We start from the raw sequence: 18,437 nt of genomic DNA, 5'->3' as shown, positions 1-18,437 counted from the left end.
AAACCATTATACCATAAATCTTTATCCTAAACAGCGGATTTGAGTTATTTTTCTAGCTTTCTTTACAGAAATGTAAAATAAATTGAAGAAAAAAATGGTATAATATAGCTAATATTCTTATTAAAGGAGTCCCTAATGAAAAAGAATACTTTCAAAACACTTTTTCTTTCTTTCCTTGCGGTTTCCGCTTTGTTTGTTTTAGCTGCCTGCAGCAGTCCTAAAAAAGCTTATTTCCAGTTGATTGACCAAAATACTAAACAAGATAGTCGCATCACTGTTGAATACAAAGGTGATGAGATGCTTAAAAACGAAACAAACAATACATTCTACTATAAACCAGTTGGCTTGACAAAAGACACTGCTAAAGAGCAAACAGAAGCCTATGCTAAATCTATTGAAGGTATCAAAGGATTAACTCATAAAATTGAGTACAAAGATGATTATTTAACTGAAAAACTGACAATCGATTTTAGCAAAGCTGATATTGAAGAACTACAAAGTAAACAGCTTCTTCAAACATCTGGTAATCAAAAAGCAGATTATATCAGTTACAAAGAAACTGCTAAATTACTCGAAAAAGCAGGCTATAAAGAAGTTAAAGACGGTAAATTTGAAAATCTTAAATAAAAGTAAAATGGATAGGACCTAGAAAGTCCTATCCATTTTTGATTGAAAAATAAGAAAAAATCTAAATCTGATCCTCAGCAATGCAAATCAGTTTTCCACAATAGCATTTACAATGAGTTTTCGTCTAATCAATTATTTTCTTCATTTTTCTTTCAAAATCGTGACGACTCATCATCACAAGATGTTCACAATTGGTGCAACGGATTTTGATATCTGCACCAACCCTGGTGATTTCCCAGCGATTCGCCTTTTTACCAGTCGCTTTTATGGTGCAGGCATGGGGCTTTTTCATTTCTACAAAATAACCAATTTCATACATTTTTTTCTCCTTTCAAGGAACTATCATAGTCAAGGAAGAAATATTAAGCATCTATCATACTTTGTAAATAAAAAGAGCTTAGGACCAAGATTTAAAAATCTGTAACTTGGCCCACCGCTTTTCATCTTAATTAGTTCTGACAGGTGTAATCAGCTGAATAAAGTTTTCTGTGTCTTCACTCGGTACCAAGGTGAACGGGCGAACGGATGAAATAAAGCTAATTGTTACTTTTTCACTGTCAATGGCCTTCAAAGCATCAATCAAATAAGTTGGATTAAAGCTAATGGTCAAATCTTCGCCAGTTACACTTTCTGTATCAATTTCTTCGTTAACACGGCCGACCTCTGGTGAATTTACATGGGCACTGACAATACCGCCTGCAATCTCCAGTTTAACTGTTCCATTCTGTGTGGCATTAGACAAGAGACGAGCGCGTTCCATAGCTGCACGCAAATCAGATGTATTAAAAGTAAGGACACTTGTAAATTCAGTCGGAATCAAACGATCTGTATCTGGATAATTCCCTTCTAATAGGCGGGTGTAGAAGCTGATATTTTCGCTTCTGAAAAGAATTTGATTGTTAGCAAAGAAAACCTCTACCGTTTCAATTTCATCGGTAAAAACAGCCGTAAATTCCCGTAAAGAGCGACTTGGAATAACTACGTCGAAATTATCTCCGTTTTTCTCCAGAGTAATTTTCTTTTGACTCATTCTGTGGGAGTCTGTTGCAACTGTTTTCAAAGAACAGTTATCTGTCAAAACAAAATGAACACCAGTTAAAATTGGACGGCTTTCCTGAACGCTTGCTGCAAAAGCTGTTTCGTTAATGACATCTTTGAGAATTTTTGTTTCAAGAACCAAGGGATTGCTGGCAGAAATTTCTTGGATTCGTGGATACTGGTCAGCGTCTTTTCCTTTCAGGGTAATCTCTGATTTGCCGCTAGTCAAAACGATTTGTTTTTGTTCAATTTCTTTAAAATCCAAAATAATATCTGGCAGGCTAGAAACAACATTAATAAAGAAAGTCGCTTCTAATAAAATTGAACCTGTTGAGTTGACAAGCAAGCCTGCATTTTCATTTTGAGTAGAAATAAAGTTTTCAATCGACACTTGGCCATTCGAACCAATTAAAGTGATTCCTTCTTTGGTAACATCAATTTTCACAGTAGAAAGAATAGGAATTGCATTTTTATGGCTGATAGCCCTTTTAGTAGTATTTAACGCTTGTAAGAAGAGATTTTTATTAATAGAAAAATGAATCATAGGATCTCCTTTTTATTTATTTATGATTATAAGATTAATAGTAATAGTAGTTTATGTGAATTCTGTGGAAAAATAGCTTGGTCCTTATTCTAACAAGTTTTGAGACTTGTTCACAAAGTGTGGATAAGTTTTGAAAAAAATCTGTAGTTTTCCACACGCTATTTTATTTTATTCTTGATGCTTTCAATTTCTAAACGCAAATTGTCGTCTGATTCAATCATGGTTTTGATTTTTCCATGTGCATGGATAACAGTCGTATGATCTTTGCCGCCAAACTCACGGCCAATTTTAGGCAGACTGTTATCAGTCAGCTCACGAGTCAGATACATAGCTACCTGTCTAGCTAAAACGATATTTTGTACTCGACGGCTGCCTTTCATCTCTTTGACACTAACACCATAGAATTTCCCAACTTCAGACTGAATCTTATCAATCGGGATAACTGTTACCTGGCTTGAATCCTGCTTGCGTGCTCGAATAGCTTCTGCAGCGATATCAATAGTGATTTCCTTCAGATGACGAACTCTAGCGATGAGACTGATGTCATTCAAAGCACCTTCCAAGTCGCGGACATTGGAATCGAACTGTCCTGCAAGATATTCTAAGGTATCATTCGGGAAAATATAATCCAAATCTTCAATTTTGTTTCGCAGAATGGCAATCCGTGTTTCAAAATCTGGCGGTGTAATATTCTGAGTTAATCCCCATTTGAAACGTGTTACCAAGCGTTCTTCCAAATTGTCCAGATGATCAGGACTGCGGTCGCTGGTTAAAACAATCTGTTTATTTTCACCATGAAGAGCATTGAAAGTGTTGAAAAATTCTTCCTGAGTTGAAACTTTTTTTCCTCCCAAAGATTGAATGTCATCAATCAGCAGAAGATCTAGACTACGATAGATTTTTTTAAAGCTATCCATCTCTCCCAATCTTAAATGTTCGAGGAAGTCATTAATAAAGGTTTCAGCTGGTATATACTTGACACGCGCATCTGGAATATTTTCTAAAATCTGATTGCCAATAGCATTTAATAAATGGGTTTTGCCCAAGCCAGGTCCTCCATAGATAAAAAGAGGATTATAGGTTGTGGCTAGATTCTCAGATACCGCTAAGGCAGCAGCTTTAGCCCAGATATTTCCGTCTCCCTGAACAAAATTGTCAAAGGTATATTTTGACTTTAAGCCAGTATCAATAGGTGGCAAGCTTGGCTGAACAGTGCTGATTTGAGGACTGGTTACTGCAGATTTCGGTGTATCAATGTTAGTTTCTTCTTCAAAAATATACTTTCCAGCAATCTGATCATTAAAAATCTCAAATCCTGCAGTAAGAATAACTCCTACTAAGTTTTGCTCCCAAAATAGTTGTTTTACTGGACTATCCAGGAAAATAATAGCTTGTTTTTCTTCAACTTTGACAAGCTTGGCTTCAGCAACAAAGAAATCATAAGTTGTCTGTTTTAGCTGAGCATGAGCCAATTCTAAAATACGATTCCAAAAGTCCTGTTCTTTGGTCATAACTTCCCTCCTTTTCTATAATTTTCTGATTCATACGCATCTTATTTTATCATAAAGGTTCAAAGTTTTCCACAAGAACTGGAAAAGAATTCACATTGTTAGCTGAAGTTATCCACAGAATGTGAATAAAGCTAAAATTTCTTATTCTAATAGGCTTCCTAATTGATTTAACAGTGGATAATCTTGTTATTTTTAAAAAAGAAAATAACAGTTTTATTTAAAACTGTTTATAATTCTTTGATATTCTTCTTCGCTTTCAAAAGGAATAATCAGCTTTCCTTTACTCTGGCTTTTTAACTGAATAGAAACTTCCAGACCGAGAATTTTTTTAATTTTTTCCTCTTCAGATTTAGCAAACAGTTCTTTATTAGGTTTCTTTTTGAGACTCTTTTTTTGCTGGAGAAGCTTTTCAACTGCTCGAACTGATAAATCTTCTCGACAGATCTTTTCCAACCATAGTAATTGTTCCTCTTCTTTTAAGGGAACCAGCAGGCGAGCATGTCCTTGAGAAATCTCTTCTTCCTTGATAGCTTGGCGAACTTCTTTAGACAGCTGTAAAAGTCTGACAATATTGCTGATATAGGGTCTAGATTTTCCCATAATTTTAGCAATTTCATCATGTGTCAAGCCTTTGTCAATCAAATTTTGATAAGACTCCGCCTCTTCTATAGGATTCAAGTCTTCTCTTTGAAGATTTTCGATAATGGCCTGTTTCAACATTTCATCATCAGATAATTCTTTGACGACAGCTGGGATTGTTTCTAGGCCAAGAAAAGAGGCAGCTCTAAATCTCCGTTCTCCTGCTAAAATTTCATAACCAAAAAGTGAAGATTTCCGAAGAATGATTGGCTGAATGAGACCATTTTCTTTGATTGATGCTGCTAATTCTTCAATCTTTTTTTGCGAGAACTCTTTACGAGGCTGATAAGGATTGGTTCGAATATCTTTAAGTGCAATATATTGAAAGTTTTCCATTTGTATATAGAATAACACACCTTTACGATTGTGTAAAGGTGTGTTGACAATCTTGTAAATAGGTTAATTTGAGCTTAGCTCTTTTGTTGATTTAGTGAGTTTGATTTTGACTGTTTGAGATTTACCATCTCGATAATAAGTAATCTCTACTTCATCTCCAATACTATGCTTGTAGAGAGCAGACTGAAGGTCACTAGTCGATTCCACATCTGTATTATCTACTTTTGTAATGATATCATTTTTTTGAAGCTTGCCATCAGCAGGCATTCCTTGTTGAACAGAGCGAACAAGAATACCTGATTTCACTGAAGCAGGAAGATTTAATTTAGAAAAATCAGAAGTTGTCAAATTAGATAAATCCATCATTTGAATTCCTAAAGCAGGACGTGTGACTGTTCCATTTTTCTCAAGTTGATTGATAATATTTACGACATCATTAGATGGAATCGCAAATCCCATCCCTTCAACAGAGGTTTGGCCATTTGTTGAAATTTTACTTGAAGTAATCCCAATAACTTGTCCTTGGATGTTAATCAATGGGCCGCCAGAGTTACCAGGATTAATTGCAGCATCTGTTTGCAGTGCAGTTGTTGAAATATTTTCACCATTTTCAGATTGTAACGTAACGTTTCTGCCTAAACTAGAAATAATTCCTTGTGTTACAGAGTTAGCGTATTCTGTTCCAAGAGGGCTTCCGATGGCGATTGCTGTTTCACCAACTGTCAGAGAACCAGAATCTCCAAATTCAGCGACATCAGTTACTTTTTCAGAGCTAATTTTAACGACAGAGATATCTGAATAAACATCTGATCCGACTACTTCACCTGGAACCTTGTTTCCATCAGCTAGCAAGATATCTACATTGGTTGATCCGTTCAGAACGTGGGTGTTGGTTACCAGATAGGCTGATTTTCCATCTTTTTTATAAATTACGCCAGAACCTTCACTGGAGATTTGTGATTCATCGTTGGAAGATTCATCATTGATAACGCTGCTAGAAGATTCAGCATAAGTAATTACTGAAACAACCGCATTTTGAACCTTTTTCACAGCTTCTGAAATGTCTGTAGAGTTTTTATATGAAGTAGTTACACTAGTTGTTGAATTTCCATTCATTTTTACACGTGAAGTTAATAATGTAGTAACATAATTTCCTAAACTTCCGCCGATAAAACCTACAATTAACACTGCAAAAAGAAATAAAGCCCTTTTGATGGCATTTGAAGAATTTTTCATGTTTTCCTCCTTGAATTACAATTGATGAAATTATATTCAGACAAACTTAATTATAACTTAAATCCTCTAAGTTTTCCACACCTTGTGGAAAACTTAGAAAAACTGTTGATAGGCATTAGAAAATACACAGATTAGCTGATTCCCAGATAAATTTTACTTGTTAATAAAGTGTGAAGTATAGATGAATATGATAGAATAAACTTATGAAAATAAAACTTGTAACAGTTGGAAAACTGAAAGAAAAATATTTAAAGGATGGAATTGCTGAATACATGAAGCGTCTCAATCGATTCTGCAAGGTGGAAATGATTGAGCTAGCGGATGAAAAAACACCTGATAAAGCTAGTGATTTAGAAAATCAGCAGATTCTTGAAAAAGAAGGAAATAAAATTCTGGCTAAAATCAATGAGCGTGAATTTGTTATTGCTTTGGCAATTGAAGGAAAGCAATTTCCGTCAGAAAAGTTTAGTCAGCTCATGATGGATACTACAGTGCGTGGATTTTCTGATATCACTTTTGTTATCGGAGGAAGTTTAGGTTTATCTCCTGCAGTAAAAAAGCGGGCAAATCTTCTTATGAGTTTTGGCAAATTAACCTTACCTCATCAACTGATGCGCCTTGTTTTAATAGAGCAGATCTATCGAGCTTTTATGATTCAGCAAGGGAGTCCTTATCATAAGTAATCTTGACGGCAACCCTATTTTCTGATAGAATGAGATGGTATTGGTCTCATAGCTCAGCTGGATAGAGCATTCGCCTTCTAAGCGAACGGTCGCAGGTTCGAATCCTGCTGAGATCAGAAAGGTAAAAAATGCGAAGTATTTTACAATATTTCGTGTTTTTTTCTTCTATTTTTTTGGTATAATGTCATTTTGGGGATAAAAAATGACATTTCAGGGAAAATTGTCACTAACTCTTTCTATTTTTCTATAATGATAAATGTAAGGTGACTTACAATACAAAAAGATAGGAGATAGTTATGAAAATCTATTCTTTTCAAATTGCTGCAAATAGCAATTCACTTGTTCAAACCTTTTGGGATTTAAGAGGTGTTCCAAATCCATGGGGTTGGATTTTTGGAAGATAAGAATTTTAAAGTTTAGGGGGGAAATTTATGTCACTTGAAATAATCGGATTAATTGTTCATCCTTTTATTAATGTAGCTGCATTTTTAGTAATTTTATCAAAAATTACTAAAATTAAGCATACTCGCTTTTTTGTAGCTGTTTGCTTTGGTCTTGAGATTATAATTCCGTTTATAATTGCTTTTTTAGGACACATATTTTCATTTTCTAGCACAATTCCATCATATACACTGTCATTTTTTCTCCCTCTATTTATAGTTTGGTATTTTTGTAGAGTTGAAAAAATTAAAAAATATCAATCTTTCTTACTTTCCTTCTTTTTATGTTTGTCAATTGATAGCTCTACTACTTTCTTTTCAGTTATTATTTCATCTGTTTTAGGAGATGATTTTGTAGCTCAGTACATGGGCCTGTTTCTGACATGTATCAACTTAATATCCTTGTTCTTTATGGTAAAGGTTATTGATATTTTTGATTTCAGAATAGATTATCTTAAAAGAAGTTTCTTTAAATCTCAGATTCTGATGATTAGTAGTTTATATGCGATGAATTGGCTGATTTTAAATCTCTCTCACTGGATTAGTAATATAAAGCATTTCAACAGTTTTAGCAGTATGATTGCTACTATTTGTTTCTTGGCCTTTCTTTCTACTTTGGTGACATTCAAGGACAGCCGTGAGAAATACGAGAAAGAAGAGCGTTTGCGTCAAAAAGAATCTGAACAGCTTCGACTTCAAGAATATACTGATGAAATTGTGAGATTATACTATGAAATCAAAGGATTTCGTCATGATTATGCTAGCATGCTGACAAGTATGCAAGTAGCTATTCAAACTGGAGATATCAAGGAAATTGAGCACATTTATCAAGAGGTCTTGGTTGATGCAAATTTGAAACTGCGTTCAGATAAATATACAGTTTTTGATTTGAATAATGTAGGAGATTCAGCTTTAAGAAGTGTCATGACTGAGACAATCTTTCAAGCGCGTGAACATCAGATTCAGCTGACTTTTGAAGTTAAGGATAAAGTGGAACGTCTTCCAATCAAGTTGTTAGATCTGGTCAGAATTGCTAGTATTTTATTAAATAACGCTATTGAGAGTGCTATTGACAGCCTAGAAAAAATTGTCCATGTTTCTTTGGTTCAACTGGATGATAGAACCATTTTTGTTGTTCAAAATTCTCGTAAAGAAGGAAGATTGGATTTGGAAGAACTCTATCAGCCCGAATTTTCAACTAAAGGAGAAAATAGAGGCTACGGATTGAATAACATCAAGGAAATTTTAGATAGGTATGAATTTATCACCCTTGATACACAAATTGAGCCAAGCAATTTTACACAGATTTTAACAATTAGGAGATAGAATTTATGAAAGTGTTAGTTTTAGAGGATACCGTATCTCATCAAGTCAGGATGGAAACGACATTAGCAGAAATTGCTGAGGAACTTGGAATTGACATCCAGGTTCAGGTTACAGGAAAAATCAAAGAATTCAAAAAATATATTGAAAATGGAGACGTTAACCAGCTTTATTTTTTGGATATTGACATTAAGGGGGAGGAAACAAAAGGGCTGGAAGTAGCTCAATTTATCCGTCATCATAATCCTTATGCCATTATAGTTTTTGTAACCTCAAAATCTGAATTTGCTACTATGACTTTTAAATATAAAGTATCAGCACTTGATTTTATCGATAAAGATATCAACAATGATGCTTTTAAAAATAGAATCAAAGACAGTATTCTTTACACTAAGAGTACACTAATTGAAAATACCAATATGGTAGATTATTTTGAATATAGTTATCGTGGCAATGATGTTCGAATGCCTTATAACGATATTTTGTATATCGAAACGACAGGGAGCTCTCATAAACTTCGGATTGTCGGTAAAAATTTTCTCAAGGAGTTTTATGGAACGATAACAGATATTCAAGAAAAGGATCAGCAATCCAAACGATTTTTTTCACCACATAAATCTTATCTGGTTAATATTGGCAACATTGTTGATTATGACAAGAAAAATCGAGAAATTATTTTTTACGAAAATCATCGCTGTCCGGTCACTCGTTTAAGAGTGAAATATCTGAAAGATATTTTCGAAAATAAATGGAAAAGAGTTGACAAAGCTTAAAAACCTGATATAATGGAATATGTTCTGAAAGAGAGCATACCATATGGTCCGTTGGTCAAGGGGTTAAGACACCGCCTTTTCACGGCGGTAACACGGGTTCGAATCCCGTACGGACTATATTATCCGGCATAGCTCAGTTGGTAGTAGCGCATGACTGTTAATCATGATGTCGTAGGTTCGAGTCCTACTGCCGGAGCTAGAGACACTCCTAGTGGGTGTTTTTTTATTGTTCAAGAAAAGGCCTTCACTAGCATTTTAATGAAGAGCCTTATTTTTTATATTGGTAAAGATCTGATTTTTGATATATTTATATTCTCTGTCGTTTCCTACGTAGAAAATTATAGCAAACAAATAAGATTATGCCAGATATGAAGGCAATGCCACCTTCTTTCAGTCCATTAGGAATAAAAGTGAGGACAACATTTCCTTCTCCTTTTTTCACATCTAATTTCATAAAGCCGTTTTGAGCTCGTTTTAGTGTGACAGGCTTCCCGTTAAGAGTGGCTGACCATCCCTTATCATAAGGAATGGTAAAGAATAATGAAGTATCCTTTTCCGCTCTATAGTTTGTTTTTACTGTGTTTAAATCAGTAGTTGTGGAAACGGGCTGCTCTTTTAATTTTTGAATGACATTTTGATATTGCTCAGTATTAACGGCAAAAAATTCTGGTGTATCAAAAGAAACTGTCGAATTGTCTGGGAATGTAAAGTGAATAGATACTGTTTGACTTTGACTGAAATAGCCAGCATTAAAGAAAGGAAAAACATTATTAGTTGTATAACGTTCTGTAAAGTTATTGACAGTAATGTCAATATCTGTCTGATCATCATTACTAAAATCAATCCCAGCAACATTAACATATAGTTGACTGTTAGCAGGTACATTGACAGTATAGATTACACTAGCAAAGCTTGTATTATGTTCTCTGTCAACATTCACAGTCACTCTGTTACCAATTTGCTTGACATTTTCATTAGTAGTTATAGCATCTACTTTATCATAATATTTAAAATCAAAGCCAGTCAATTGATTCAAAAATTCTGTCTGATTATCTAAAGTCAAATTTGTAAACTTGACATCCTGGTAAACATCATTGGTCAGAAAAGCTAAACCAAGTGCAGCATCATTTTGGTAGAGAGACATTTCTTTTTCAGTTTTCTCAGGAAGAAAACTGAATTTTTGAGGATCTGTTTCAGATAGATTGTAGCGAACACCAAAAATACTATCCATCAAAATACTGTTATTTTGATAACGGAGATTCAGATTTGTTCCTGCTGATTTAAAACCAAGTTTATCTAAAGTAGAACTTGCCTGAGTATTTCGAACAGATGAGAACTGGGAAATTCCATTGTAGTTGAATTTCATACTGTCATTTCCTGTTTGTGGATTCAATCTTTCAGTTCTAAAAAAATCAATATTTTCCTTTTTGGAATAATTAACAAGCTTGTCAATCTCGTCAAGGTGGCTAGCATAAGATGAACGAGTGGCAAATACCCATTCTTTAGCAATTCCTCCAACTTGATAATAGGAATTAAGTGACAGTTCAAAAGTAACAAAGAAGAGCAAGACAGGGAGAATGATTTTTGGTTGAATAGAAGATTTTGCTAAGACAAAACTAATCAAGAGATAAGCCAGCAGAAATTCTAATGTTAGAATATAATTCTCAGGACCTAAAAAGTCATAATGTTTTCTCTGAATAAAAGTAAGAATGAATCCAAGGCTGAGCAAAATGAAACTAATGGCAACATTCATTAATTTCACGTCTTTCCAACGATTTAAAGTCTCAGCAGCCATATAGATAACTACCAGAGAAAATAGCCAAGAATAACGGTGAAGAAACATGTTCGGTGCATGCATTCCCTGCCAAAGTAAGTCTAAATATTGAAGATAAAAACTAGCTATGAAAATTGAAATGAGTAAAAAGTAGCAAAGTTTCACGTGAAACTTAACAGATTTTAAGGTGAAAAATAAGATAGCCAGAATCAAGGGGAAGGTGCCAACATAAATCATAGGGATGGAACCATACTTGGTTGTATCAAAACTGCCAATAAAATTTTTAGCAAATACATCTAAGAACCAACTTTTTTCTGTCAACAAAGAAGAAACTTTTGTTAATGTTTCACCATGAGTGCTTATGTCTAGGTAAGTTGGCAGGATCATGATTAGGCTAGTCAGACCTGCTAAAGCAGATACGACTGTAAAGTCAAGTAAACTTTTAATTCTATTTTTGAAATCCCAAGATAATTGAAGAAGGTACCAAAAGACCAAAAAGATCGCCATCATATAACCAAAATAATAATTTTGGATGAAGAGGATTGACAGTGTTGTAAAGTATAGTACTCTGCCTTTTCCAGTTATCAATCTATGTAAACCTAGCACAATCAAAGGTGCAAGGATAAACACATCCAACCAGGTTTTAATTTCCAATTGACTGACCGAAAAACTCATTAAAGAAAATGAAGTTGAAAGAGTGATGATGAGTAAAGCTGGAATCTTTTTGAATATTCCTTTGATACTGATAAAGGTAGAGAGTCCAATTAATCCAAACTTGATTAAGGTAAATAGATAGACGGCATCTGGCATTGATTTCAAATCAAAGAAATAAACCAAGGGAGATAAGAAGCTACCTAAATAATAACTGGATAAAGCATAGAAATTCTGCCCAAGTCCACTAGAGAAAGTATAGAAAATACTATCTGTGCCATGAAGGATATTTCTTAGGTTGGTGTCAAAAATGACATACTGATGAAAGCCGTCACCAAGCAAGGGAGACGTTTCGCTATTCCAGTAAATTCCGTACATCAAGTAGACAAAGAACATGATGAAAAATGGAAGAAAGAAGGCACAAAAATAAGGCCAATTTTTTTTAAAAGATTCTTTAATGTGATTCATATTTCTTATATAGAAAGAGGCAGAAACGTTGTTTCATGCCTCTGTAAAGCTTTGTAAACGTAAATTGACAAGGGATTAATCTTTCCAAAGTTCTTTGACTTTTGCCTGAACTTCCTGATTTTCCAAGAATTCATCATAGGTTTCGTCAATACGGTCAATGACACCATTTTTAGACAGAACAATGATGTGGTTAGCCAAGGTTTGAATAAATTCATGGTCATGACTGGCAAAAATAATGGATCCTTTGAAATTTTTCAAGCCATCATTTAAGCTGGAGATTGATTCCAAATCTAAGTGATTGGTTGGATCGTCCAAGACTAAAACGTTGGATTTAAGCAACATCAACTTAGATAACATAACCCGGACTTTTTCTCCTCCTGACAAGACATTGACAGACTTGTTAACCTCATCTCCAGAGAAAAGCATGCGCCCAAGGAATCCTCGAAGGAAAGTGTTGTCATCCTCTTCTTTGCTAGCAAATTGACGCAGCCAGTCAAGGATTGATTCACCACTAGCAAAGTCACGAGAATTATCTTTTGGCAGGTAAGATTGACTGGTTGTGACACCCCACTTGACAGTTCCTTCATACTCAATATCACCCATCAAGGCACGAATCAAAGCTGTTGTTTGGATATCGTTTTGGCCAATCAAAGCTGTTTTATCGCCAGGACGTAAAATGAAGTTAATATTATCAAGAATAGTTTCTCCGTCTATCTTGACAGAAAGGTTTTCCACTGTCAAGAGATCATTACCAATTTCACGTTCTGCTTTAAAGCTGATAAATGGGTATTTACGGCTAGATGGAACAATTTCTTCTAATTCAATCTTGTCAAGCATCTTTTTACGAGAAGTTGCTTGTTTTGATTTTGAAGCATTGGCAGAAAAGCGAGCAACAAATTCTTGAAGTTGCTTGATTTTTTCTTCTGCTTTGGCATTTCGGTCAGCTAGAAGCTTAGCCGCTAGTTCGCTTGATTCTTTCCAGAAATCATAGTTTCCGACATAGAGTTTGATTTTTCCAAAGTCAAGGTCGGCCATATGAGTGCAGACTTTATTCAAAAAGTGACGGTCGTGGGATACAACAATAACTGTATTATCAAAATCGATAAGAAAGTCTTCCAACCAAGTAATAGACTGAATATCTAAACCGTTAGTTGGTTCGTCCAGAAGTAAGACATCAGGTTTACCAAAAAGGGCTTTGGCTAAGAGTACTTTGACCTTGTCTCCGTTAGAAAGCTCGCTCATATTTTGGTAGTGAAGATCTTCCGGAATATTGAGATTTTGCAATAATTGAGAGGCTTCACTTTCAGCTTCCCAGCCACCTAGTTCAGCAAACTCTCCCTCAAGCTCGGCCGCACGTACACCATCTTCATCAGAAAAATCAGGCTTCATATAAATAGCATCTTTTTCTTTCATGATGTTGTAGAGATGCTCATTTCCCATGATTACAACATCAATAACCCGTTCTTCTTCATAGTCAAAGTGGTTCTGGCGAAGGACTGAAAGACGTTCATTTGGTCCTAGAGAAATGTGGCCTGTTGTTGGCTCAATATCGCCAGCTAAAATTTTTAAAAAGGTTGATTTTCCAGCGCCGTTAGCTCCAATCAATCCATAAGTATTTCCTTCTGTAAATTTGATGTTGACTTCATCAAACAATTTTCGGTCACTGAAACGCAGTGATACATCTGATACTGTAAGCAATGTCTTTCTCCTATATATATAATCTTCTTCATTTTACTAGAAAACAGAACTTTTTTCAAATAATTCTGAGATAAAAAGAAAAAATCAAAGCAGAAAGAAAAAAGGAGAATAGAATGAACTAATATTTTTAGGTTTTATAGATAGAATAGTTTGTCAATTAAGTTTACAAATATTGTAAAGGGATATCAATCAAGCTGTAAAAACTGGAATTTTAGCTTTTTTCTAGAAACTTCTTTCTCATTTTCATTGAAAATGATATAATGAACTCATTATAAATTGAGGAGTAATAAATGACTAAACCAATTATTTTAACAGGAGATCGTCCGACAGGAAAATTGCATATTGGTCATTATGTAGGAAGTTTACGGAACCGTGTGCTTTTGCAGGATCAGGGTAAATATGAGATGTTTGTATTTTTGGCTGATCAGCAAGCTTTGACAGATCATGCAAAGGACCCTCAGACAATTGTTGAGTCCATTGGGAATGTAGCTTTGGATTATCTAGCGGCTGGATTGGATCCTGAAAAGGTGACTATTTTTATTCAAAGTCAGATTCCTGAGTTGGCAGAGTTGTCAATGTATTACATGAATTTGGTGTCATTGGCTCGTCTTGAGCGTAATCCTACTGTCAAGACGGAGATTGCTCAAAAAGGATTTGGGGAAAGTTTGCCTACTGGATTTTTAGTTTATCCAATTTCTCAGGCAGCTGATATTACTGCTTTCAAGGCTAATTTTGTACCAGTAGGACATGATCAAAAGCCTATGATTGAGCAGACTCGGGAGATTGTTCGTTCCTTTAACCACGCTTATCAGACAGATGTTTTGGTAGAACCGGAAGGGATTTATCCTGAAAACGAAGCAGCTGGACGTTTGCCTGGATTGGATGGCAATGCTAAGATGTCTAAGTCTCTCAATAACGGCATTTATTTGGCAGATGATATGGATATTCTGCAAAAGAAAGTCATGAGCATGTATACAGATCCTAATCATATCAGAGTGGAAGATCCTGGAAAAATTGAGGGAAATATGGTCTTTCATTATTTGGATGTTTTTGGCCGTCCAGAAGATGCTGCGGATATTGCTGCAATGAAAGAGCATTATCAAAGAGGTGGTCTGGGAGATGTCAAAACCAAACGCTATCTGTTAGAAATTCTAGAGCGAGAGCTAGGTCCGATTCGTGAGCGTCGTGTGGAGTTTGCTAAAGACATGGGACAGGTCTATCAGATGCTACAAGAAGGATGCGATAAGGCTCGTCAGACTGCCGCTCAGACTCTTTCAGAAGTGAAGTCTGCGATGGGGATTAATTATTTTAAATAACGAACATTATTGATTATAGATCACAAAAACTATCGTTTTTAGTTTCAAAAATGATGGTTTTTATTTTTTGTGTAATAATGATTGACAATTTCCTATAGAATGGTATGATATTAACAACAAAAAAACCAGCTCTTATTCAAAGAAAACTGAACTTCATTTTTCTTTGGGTATTAGTTCAGTAAAAAGGAAAAGAGGAAACTGTGGATGTCTAACTGGGACACTAAATTTTTGAAAAAAGGTTTTACCTTTGATGATGTGCTGCTGATTCCAGCTGAAAGCCATGTACTGCCTAATGATGCTGATTTGAGTACCAAACTTGCTGAGAATCTGACTTTAAATATCCCAATCATTACTGCTGCCATGGACACCGTTACAGAGAGTCAGATGGCCATCGCTATTGCCCGTGCCGGCGGTCTTGGAGTCATCCACAAAAATATGTCTATCGAGCAACAGGCTGATGAAGTTCGAAAGGTTAAACGTTCTGAAAATGGCGTTATTATTGATCCTTTTTTCCTAACACCTGAGCATACTATTGCTGAAGCAGATGAATTGATGGGACGTTACCGTATCAGTGGTGTTCCTGTTGTCGAAACTCTTGAAAATCGTAAGTTGGTTGGTATTCTAACCAATCGTGATTTACGTTTTATTTCTGACTTCAATCAACCTATTTCTCGTCATATGACCAGTGAGAATCTTGTCACAGCTCCTGTTGGTACAGATTTAGGAACTGCAGAGCGCATTTTGCAGGAGCACCGGATTGAAAAATTGCCTTTGGTTGATGAAAAAGGTTGCCTTTCAGGTTTGATTACCATTAAAGATATTGAAAAGGTTATTGAGTTTCCAAATGCTGCTAAAGATGAGTTTGGCCGTCTCTTGGTAGCTGGTGCTGTCGGTGTTACTTCAGATACTTTCGAACGTGCGGAAGCTCTCTTTGAAGCGGGTGCAGATGCGATTGTTATTGATACTGCACATGGCCACTCAGCTGGAGTTTTGCGTAAGATTGCAGAGATTCGTGCTCATTTCCCTGATCGCACCTTGATTGCTGGAAATATTGCAACTGCTGAAGGTGCACGCGCTCTCTATGAAGCAGGTGTGGATGTTGTTAAGGTCGGAATTGGCCCAGGTTCTATCTGCACAACCCGTGTCATTGCTGGTGTTGGTGTTCCTCAAGTAACGGCTATTTATGATGCAGCTGCTGTAGCGCGTGAATATGGAAAAACCATCATTGCTGATGGTGGAATCAAGTACTCCGGAGATATTGTCAAAGCCTTGGCTGCTGGTGGAAATGCTGTTATGCTGGGTTCAATGTTTGCAGGAACAGACGAAGCGCCAGGTGAGACAGAAATCTTCCAAGGTCGGAAATTTAAGACTTACCGTGGAATGGGATCTATCGCCGCTATGAAGAAGGGCTCTAGTGACCGTTACTTCCAAGGTTCTGTCAATGAAGCGAATAAGCTAGTTCCAGAAGGAATTGAAGGTCGTGTGGCATACAAGGGAGCTGCTGCAGATATTGTCTTCCAGATGCTGGGTGGTATCCGATCTGGTATGGGTTATGTTGGTGCTGCAAATCTGCAAGAACTTCACGATAATGCTCAGTTTATTGAAATGAGTGGTGCTGGATTGAAGGAAAGCCACCCTCATGATGTGCAAATTACAAATGAAGCCCCTAACTATTCAGTTCAATAAAAAATAAAACGAGGTCGGGAATTTTTCCCAACCTCTTTTTAAATTTACGATTTAAATTGACATATTTTTACAATTCAAAAGGCTATAAAAGCTATTCTAACAACAATTTGATATAATTCGTTTACAACATAAGCAAGATCTTGTAAATGAAATTTACAAAAACGTAAATCTCATGTAATGCTAGGATTGAGATATAATTTGTCCTTGCTGAATGGTGAAAATTTTAATATCTTGTGGAAGATTTTTTAAATGTTCTAAAGTTGTTGTAGTGATGAAAGTTTGAATATCCTGAGAGATAGTTTCTAATAATTTTAGTTGACGTTTATTGTCAAGTTCGCTCATTACATCGTCAAGCAACAAAATAGGCGTTTCCTTCGTAATGCTTTCTATTAACTTGATTTCGGCTAGTTTCAGTGATAAAACAAGACTGCGATGCTGACCTTGACTACCAAAGTTGGCATCCATCTGGTTGATAAAAAAAGCAATATCATCACGATGGGGACCAACTCCTGTATTTTTTTTGAATAGGTCACGTTTACGGCTGCTTAATAAGGAAGAGCAGTAAGTTTCTTCTAAATTGTCAATTTGGTGTAAAGGAATAGATGACAGATACTTGACAGTCAATTCTTCCAAATTTTGAGAGATGTCCCAGTGCTTGTCTTGAGCAAAGCTTTCTAATTTTTGCAAAAAATCTAACCGATGCCTTATGACACGACAGCCATAGTCAACCAGCTGCTCATCAAGGACAGTCAAGAAGGTTTCATCAACTTTGTCATTAGCTTTCAGATAGGCATTGCGTTGTTTGAGGATATGGTTGTAATTGGATAAATCTGATAGATAGACTGGCTTGATTTGTCCGAGTTCAATGTCTATAAATTTACGACGTAGACTGGGGGAGCCTTTAATCAACTGTAAATCTTCAGGAGCAAAAAGAACAACATTCATAGTTCCAATGTAGTCTGATAATTTACTTTGCTTCAAGTGGTTGACTTTTGTGATACGACCTTTTGGTGTCAAGTTAATGTCAAGGGGAACTTTACCAGTCTTTTTTTCTAAGATACCAGAGACAAGGAGTTCATTTTCTGTAAAATGAATCAGATCCTTATCTGAGCGTGTGCGGTGGCTTCTTGTCAAGGCTAGGAAATAAACAGCTTCTAAAATATTGGTTTTACCTTGTGCGTTCTGGCCTAGAAAGACATTTAATCCAGGATGGAAGTCAATATCAGCTTCCTGATAATTTCGGAAATGCTTGATTTTTAATGATTGCAGCCACATGATTAGATACCAGGGAAACGAACAGGGCTTTTAGTAGTTTTCTGCTTTTTAGGTAGCCCTGTATTCTTACGCTTTTCTTTTTTAGAAGTCTGAGATTTTTTTAAGTCCTTGTTCATGGCTTTGACAAGTTCAGCAACTCGTTTTTTTTCTGCGATTTCTTTCTGGTGTTGCAGAATTTCTTCTTGACTAGGAGCTGTCAGATTAATTTCAATTCCTTGATCGGGAAGGGAAATCCTGTCATTGACACGGAGTTTTTTTCCCCGGCGGTTTTCTGGCTCACCGTTAAAAAGAACTGGATATTCACTTAGAAATGTTTTAATTGCTCCGCCGCTTTGGATAATTCCTGTTTCTTTCAAAAGGGCTTGTAGCGTGATGTAGTCATCAAATAATTTATATTCCATATTTTACCTCAACCCTGT

Annotated in this window: 16 protein-coding genes and 3 tRNA genes; 10 read left to right on the top strand and 9 right to left on the bottom strand. The window is 35.8% G+C overall.

The features are described from left to right. The first annotated feature begins 135 nt into the window (after window positions 1–135). A complete protein-coding gene (locus HMPREF9389_RS08470; RefSeq protein WP_002928614.1) occupies window positions 136–627 on the top strand; it encodes a DUF1307 domain-containing protein in 492 nt (163 codons plus the stop codon). 124 nt (window positions 628–751) lie between these two features. On the opposite strand, the gene HMPREF9389_RS08475 is transcribed toward HMPREF9389_RS08470, so the two are convergent. The 5 genes from HMPREF9389_RS08475 to HMPREF9389_RS08495 form a co-directional block, all read right to left on the bottom strand. Beyond that, window positions 752–946, bottom strand: coding sequence for a DUF951 domain-containing protein (locus tag HMPREF9389_RS08475; protein WP_002928611.1), 195 nt, complete (start codon window positions 944–946; stop codon window positions 752–754). A gap of 126 nt (window positions 947–1,072) precedes the next feature. Further along, complete coding sequence (gene dnaN, locus HMPREF9389_RS08480; protein WP_002928609.1) at window positions 1,073–2,209, bottom strand: DNA polymerase III subunit beta; 1,137 nt, start codon at window positions 2,207–2,209, stop codon at window positions 1,073–1,075. A 158-nt stretch (window positions 2,210–2,367) separates the two neighbouring features. Beyond that, entirely contained in the window at window positions 2,368–3,720 is a 1,353-nt protein-coding gene (gene dnaA / locus HMPREF9389_RS08485) for a chromosomal replication initiator protein DnaA (protein ID WP_002928606.1), read from the bottom strand. A 213-nt stretch (window positions 3,721–3,933) separates the two neighbouring features. Further along, window positions 3,934–4,695 (bottom strand): ParB/RepB/Spo0J family partition protein, encoded by a 762-nt coding sequence (locus tag HMPREF9389_RS08490; RefSeq protein WP_002928601.1) that lies wholly within the window; start codon window positions 4,693–4,695, stop codon window positions 3,934–3,936. A gap of 63 nt (window positions 4,696–4,758) precedes the next feature. Further along, a complete protein-coding gene (locus HMPREF9389_RS08495) occupies window positions 4,759–5,931 on the bottom strand; it encodes a S1C family serine protease (RefSeq protein WP_002928599.1) in 1,173 nt (390 codons plus the stop codon). Window positions 5,932–6,134: 203 nt separating this feature from the next. Between HMPREF9389_RS08495 and rlmH the strand changes: the two genes are divergently transcribed. The 7 genes from rlmH (at window position 6,135) to HMPREF9389_RS08525 (ending at window position 9,346) form a co-directional block, all read left to right on the top strand. Next, window positions 6,135–6,614, top strand: a complete 480-nt coding sequence (gene rlmH, locus HMPREF9389_RS08500; protein WP_002928597.1) for a 23S rRNA (pseudouridine(1915)-N(3))-methyltransferase RlmH — start codon at window positions 6,135–6,137, stop codon at window positions 6,612–6,614. 42 nt (window positions 6,615–6,656) lie between these two features. Then, window positions 6,657–6,730: transfer RNA gene (locus HMPREF9389_RS08505), tRNA-Arg, on the top strand. Between the two features lie 180 nt (window positions 6,731–6,910). Continuing rightward, window positions 6,911–7,018: a hypothetical protein gene (locus tag HMPREF9389_RS0111235; protein ID WP_002894290.1), complete on the top strand. Its 108-nt coding sequence runs from the start codon at window positions 6,911–6,913 to the stop codon at window positions 7,016–7,018. Window positions 7,019–7,045: 27 nt separating this feature from the next. Continuing rightward, window positions 7,046–8,380: a competence system sensor histidine kinase ComD gene (gene comD / locus HMPREF9389_RS08510; protein ID WP_002928595.1), complete on the top strand. Its 1,335-nt coding sequence runs from the start codon at window positions 7,046–7,048 to the stop codon at window positions 8,378–8,380. A 5-nt stretch (window positions 8,381–8,385) separates the two neighbouring features. Further along, window positions 8,386–9,150 (top strand): competence system response regulator transcription factor ComE, encoded by a 765-nt coding sequence (comE, locus tag HMPREF9389_RS08515; protein ID WP_002928594.1) that lies wholly within the window; start codon window positions 8,386–8,388, stop codon window positions 9,148–9,150. Window positions 9,151–9,195: 45 nt separating this feature from the next. After that, window positions 9,196–9,267: transfer RNA gene (locus HMPREF9389_RS08520), tRNA-Glu, on the top strand. 5 nt (window positions 9,268–9,272) lie between these two features. Then, window positions 9,273–9,346, top strand: a tRNA-Asn gene (locus tag HMPREF9389_RS08525). Window positions 9,347–9,457: 111 nt separating this feature from the next. Here HMPREF9389_RS08525 and HMPREF9389_RS08530 read toward each other — a convergent pair. Together HMPREF9389_RS08530 and HMPREF9389_RS08535 are read right to left on the bottom strand one after the other, a co-directional pair. Beyond that, the gene (locus tag HMPREF9389_RS08530) at window positions 9,458–12,043 is read right to left on the bottom strand and encodes a YfhO family protein (protein ID WP_002928593.1); all 2,586 of its coding nucleotides are present in this window, start codon (window positions 12,041–12,043) and stop codon (window positions 9,458–9,460) included. A gap of 75 nt (window positions 12,044–12,118) precedes the next feature. Next, window positions 12,119–13,741: an ATP-binding cassette domain-containing protein gene (locus tag HMPREF9389_RS08535; protein ID WP_002928592.1), complete on the bottom strand. Its 1,623-nt coding sequence runs from the start codon at window positions 13,739–13,741 to the stop codon at window positions 12,119–12,121. Window positions 13,742–14,031: 290 nt separating this feature from the next. On the opposite strand from HMPREF9389_RS08535, the gene trpS reads away from it, so the two are divergent. Then, window positions 14,032–15,057, top strand: a complete 1,026-nt coding sequence (gene trpS, locus HMPREF9389_RS08540) for a tryptophan--tRNA ligase (RefSeq protein ID WP_002928591.1) — start codon at window positions 14,032–14,034, stop codon at window positions 15,055–15,057. Window positions 15,058–15,261: 204 nt separating this feature from the next. Continuing rightward, window positions 15,262–16,743, top strand: a complete 1,482-nt coding sequence (gene guaB / locus HMPREF9389_RS08545) for an IMP dehydrogenase (protein ID WP_002928590.1) — start codon at window positions 15,262–15,264, stop codon at window positions 16,741–16,743. A 180-nt stretch (window positions 16,744–16,923) separates the two neighbouring features. Here the strand turns inward: guaB and recF are convergent, their stop codons facing one another. After that, a complete protein-coding gene (gene recF / locus HMPREF9389_RS08550) occupies window positions 16,924–18,018 on the bottom strand; it encodes a DNA replication/repair protein RecF (RefSeq protein WP_002928585.1) in 1,095 nt (364 codons plus the stop codon). Window positions 18,019–18,020: 2 nt separating this feature from the next. Continuing rightward, window positions 18,021–18,419: a S4 domain-containing protein YaaA gene (gene yaaA, locus HMPREF9389_RS08555; protein ID WP_002928584.1), complete on the bottom strand. Its 399-nt coding sequence runs from the start codon at window positions 18,417–18,419 to the stop codon at window positions 18,021–18,023. Window positions 18,420–18,437 lie beyond the last annotated feature (18 nt).

The organism is Streptococcus sanguinis SK355 (assembly GCF_000212855.1).
GTDB lineage: Bacteria > Bacillota > Bacilli > Lactobacillales > Streptococcaceae > Streptococcus > Streptococcus sanguinis_A.
Note: the sequence above shows the minus strand (reverse complement) of the source record. Positions and strands in the feature narration are given on the sequence as shown.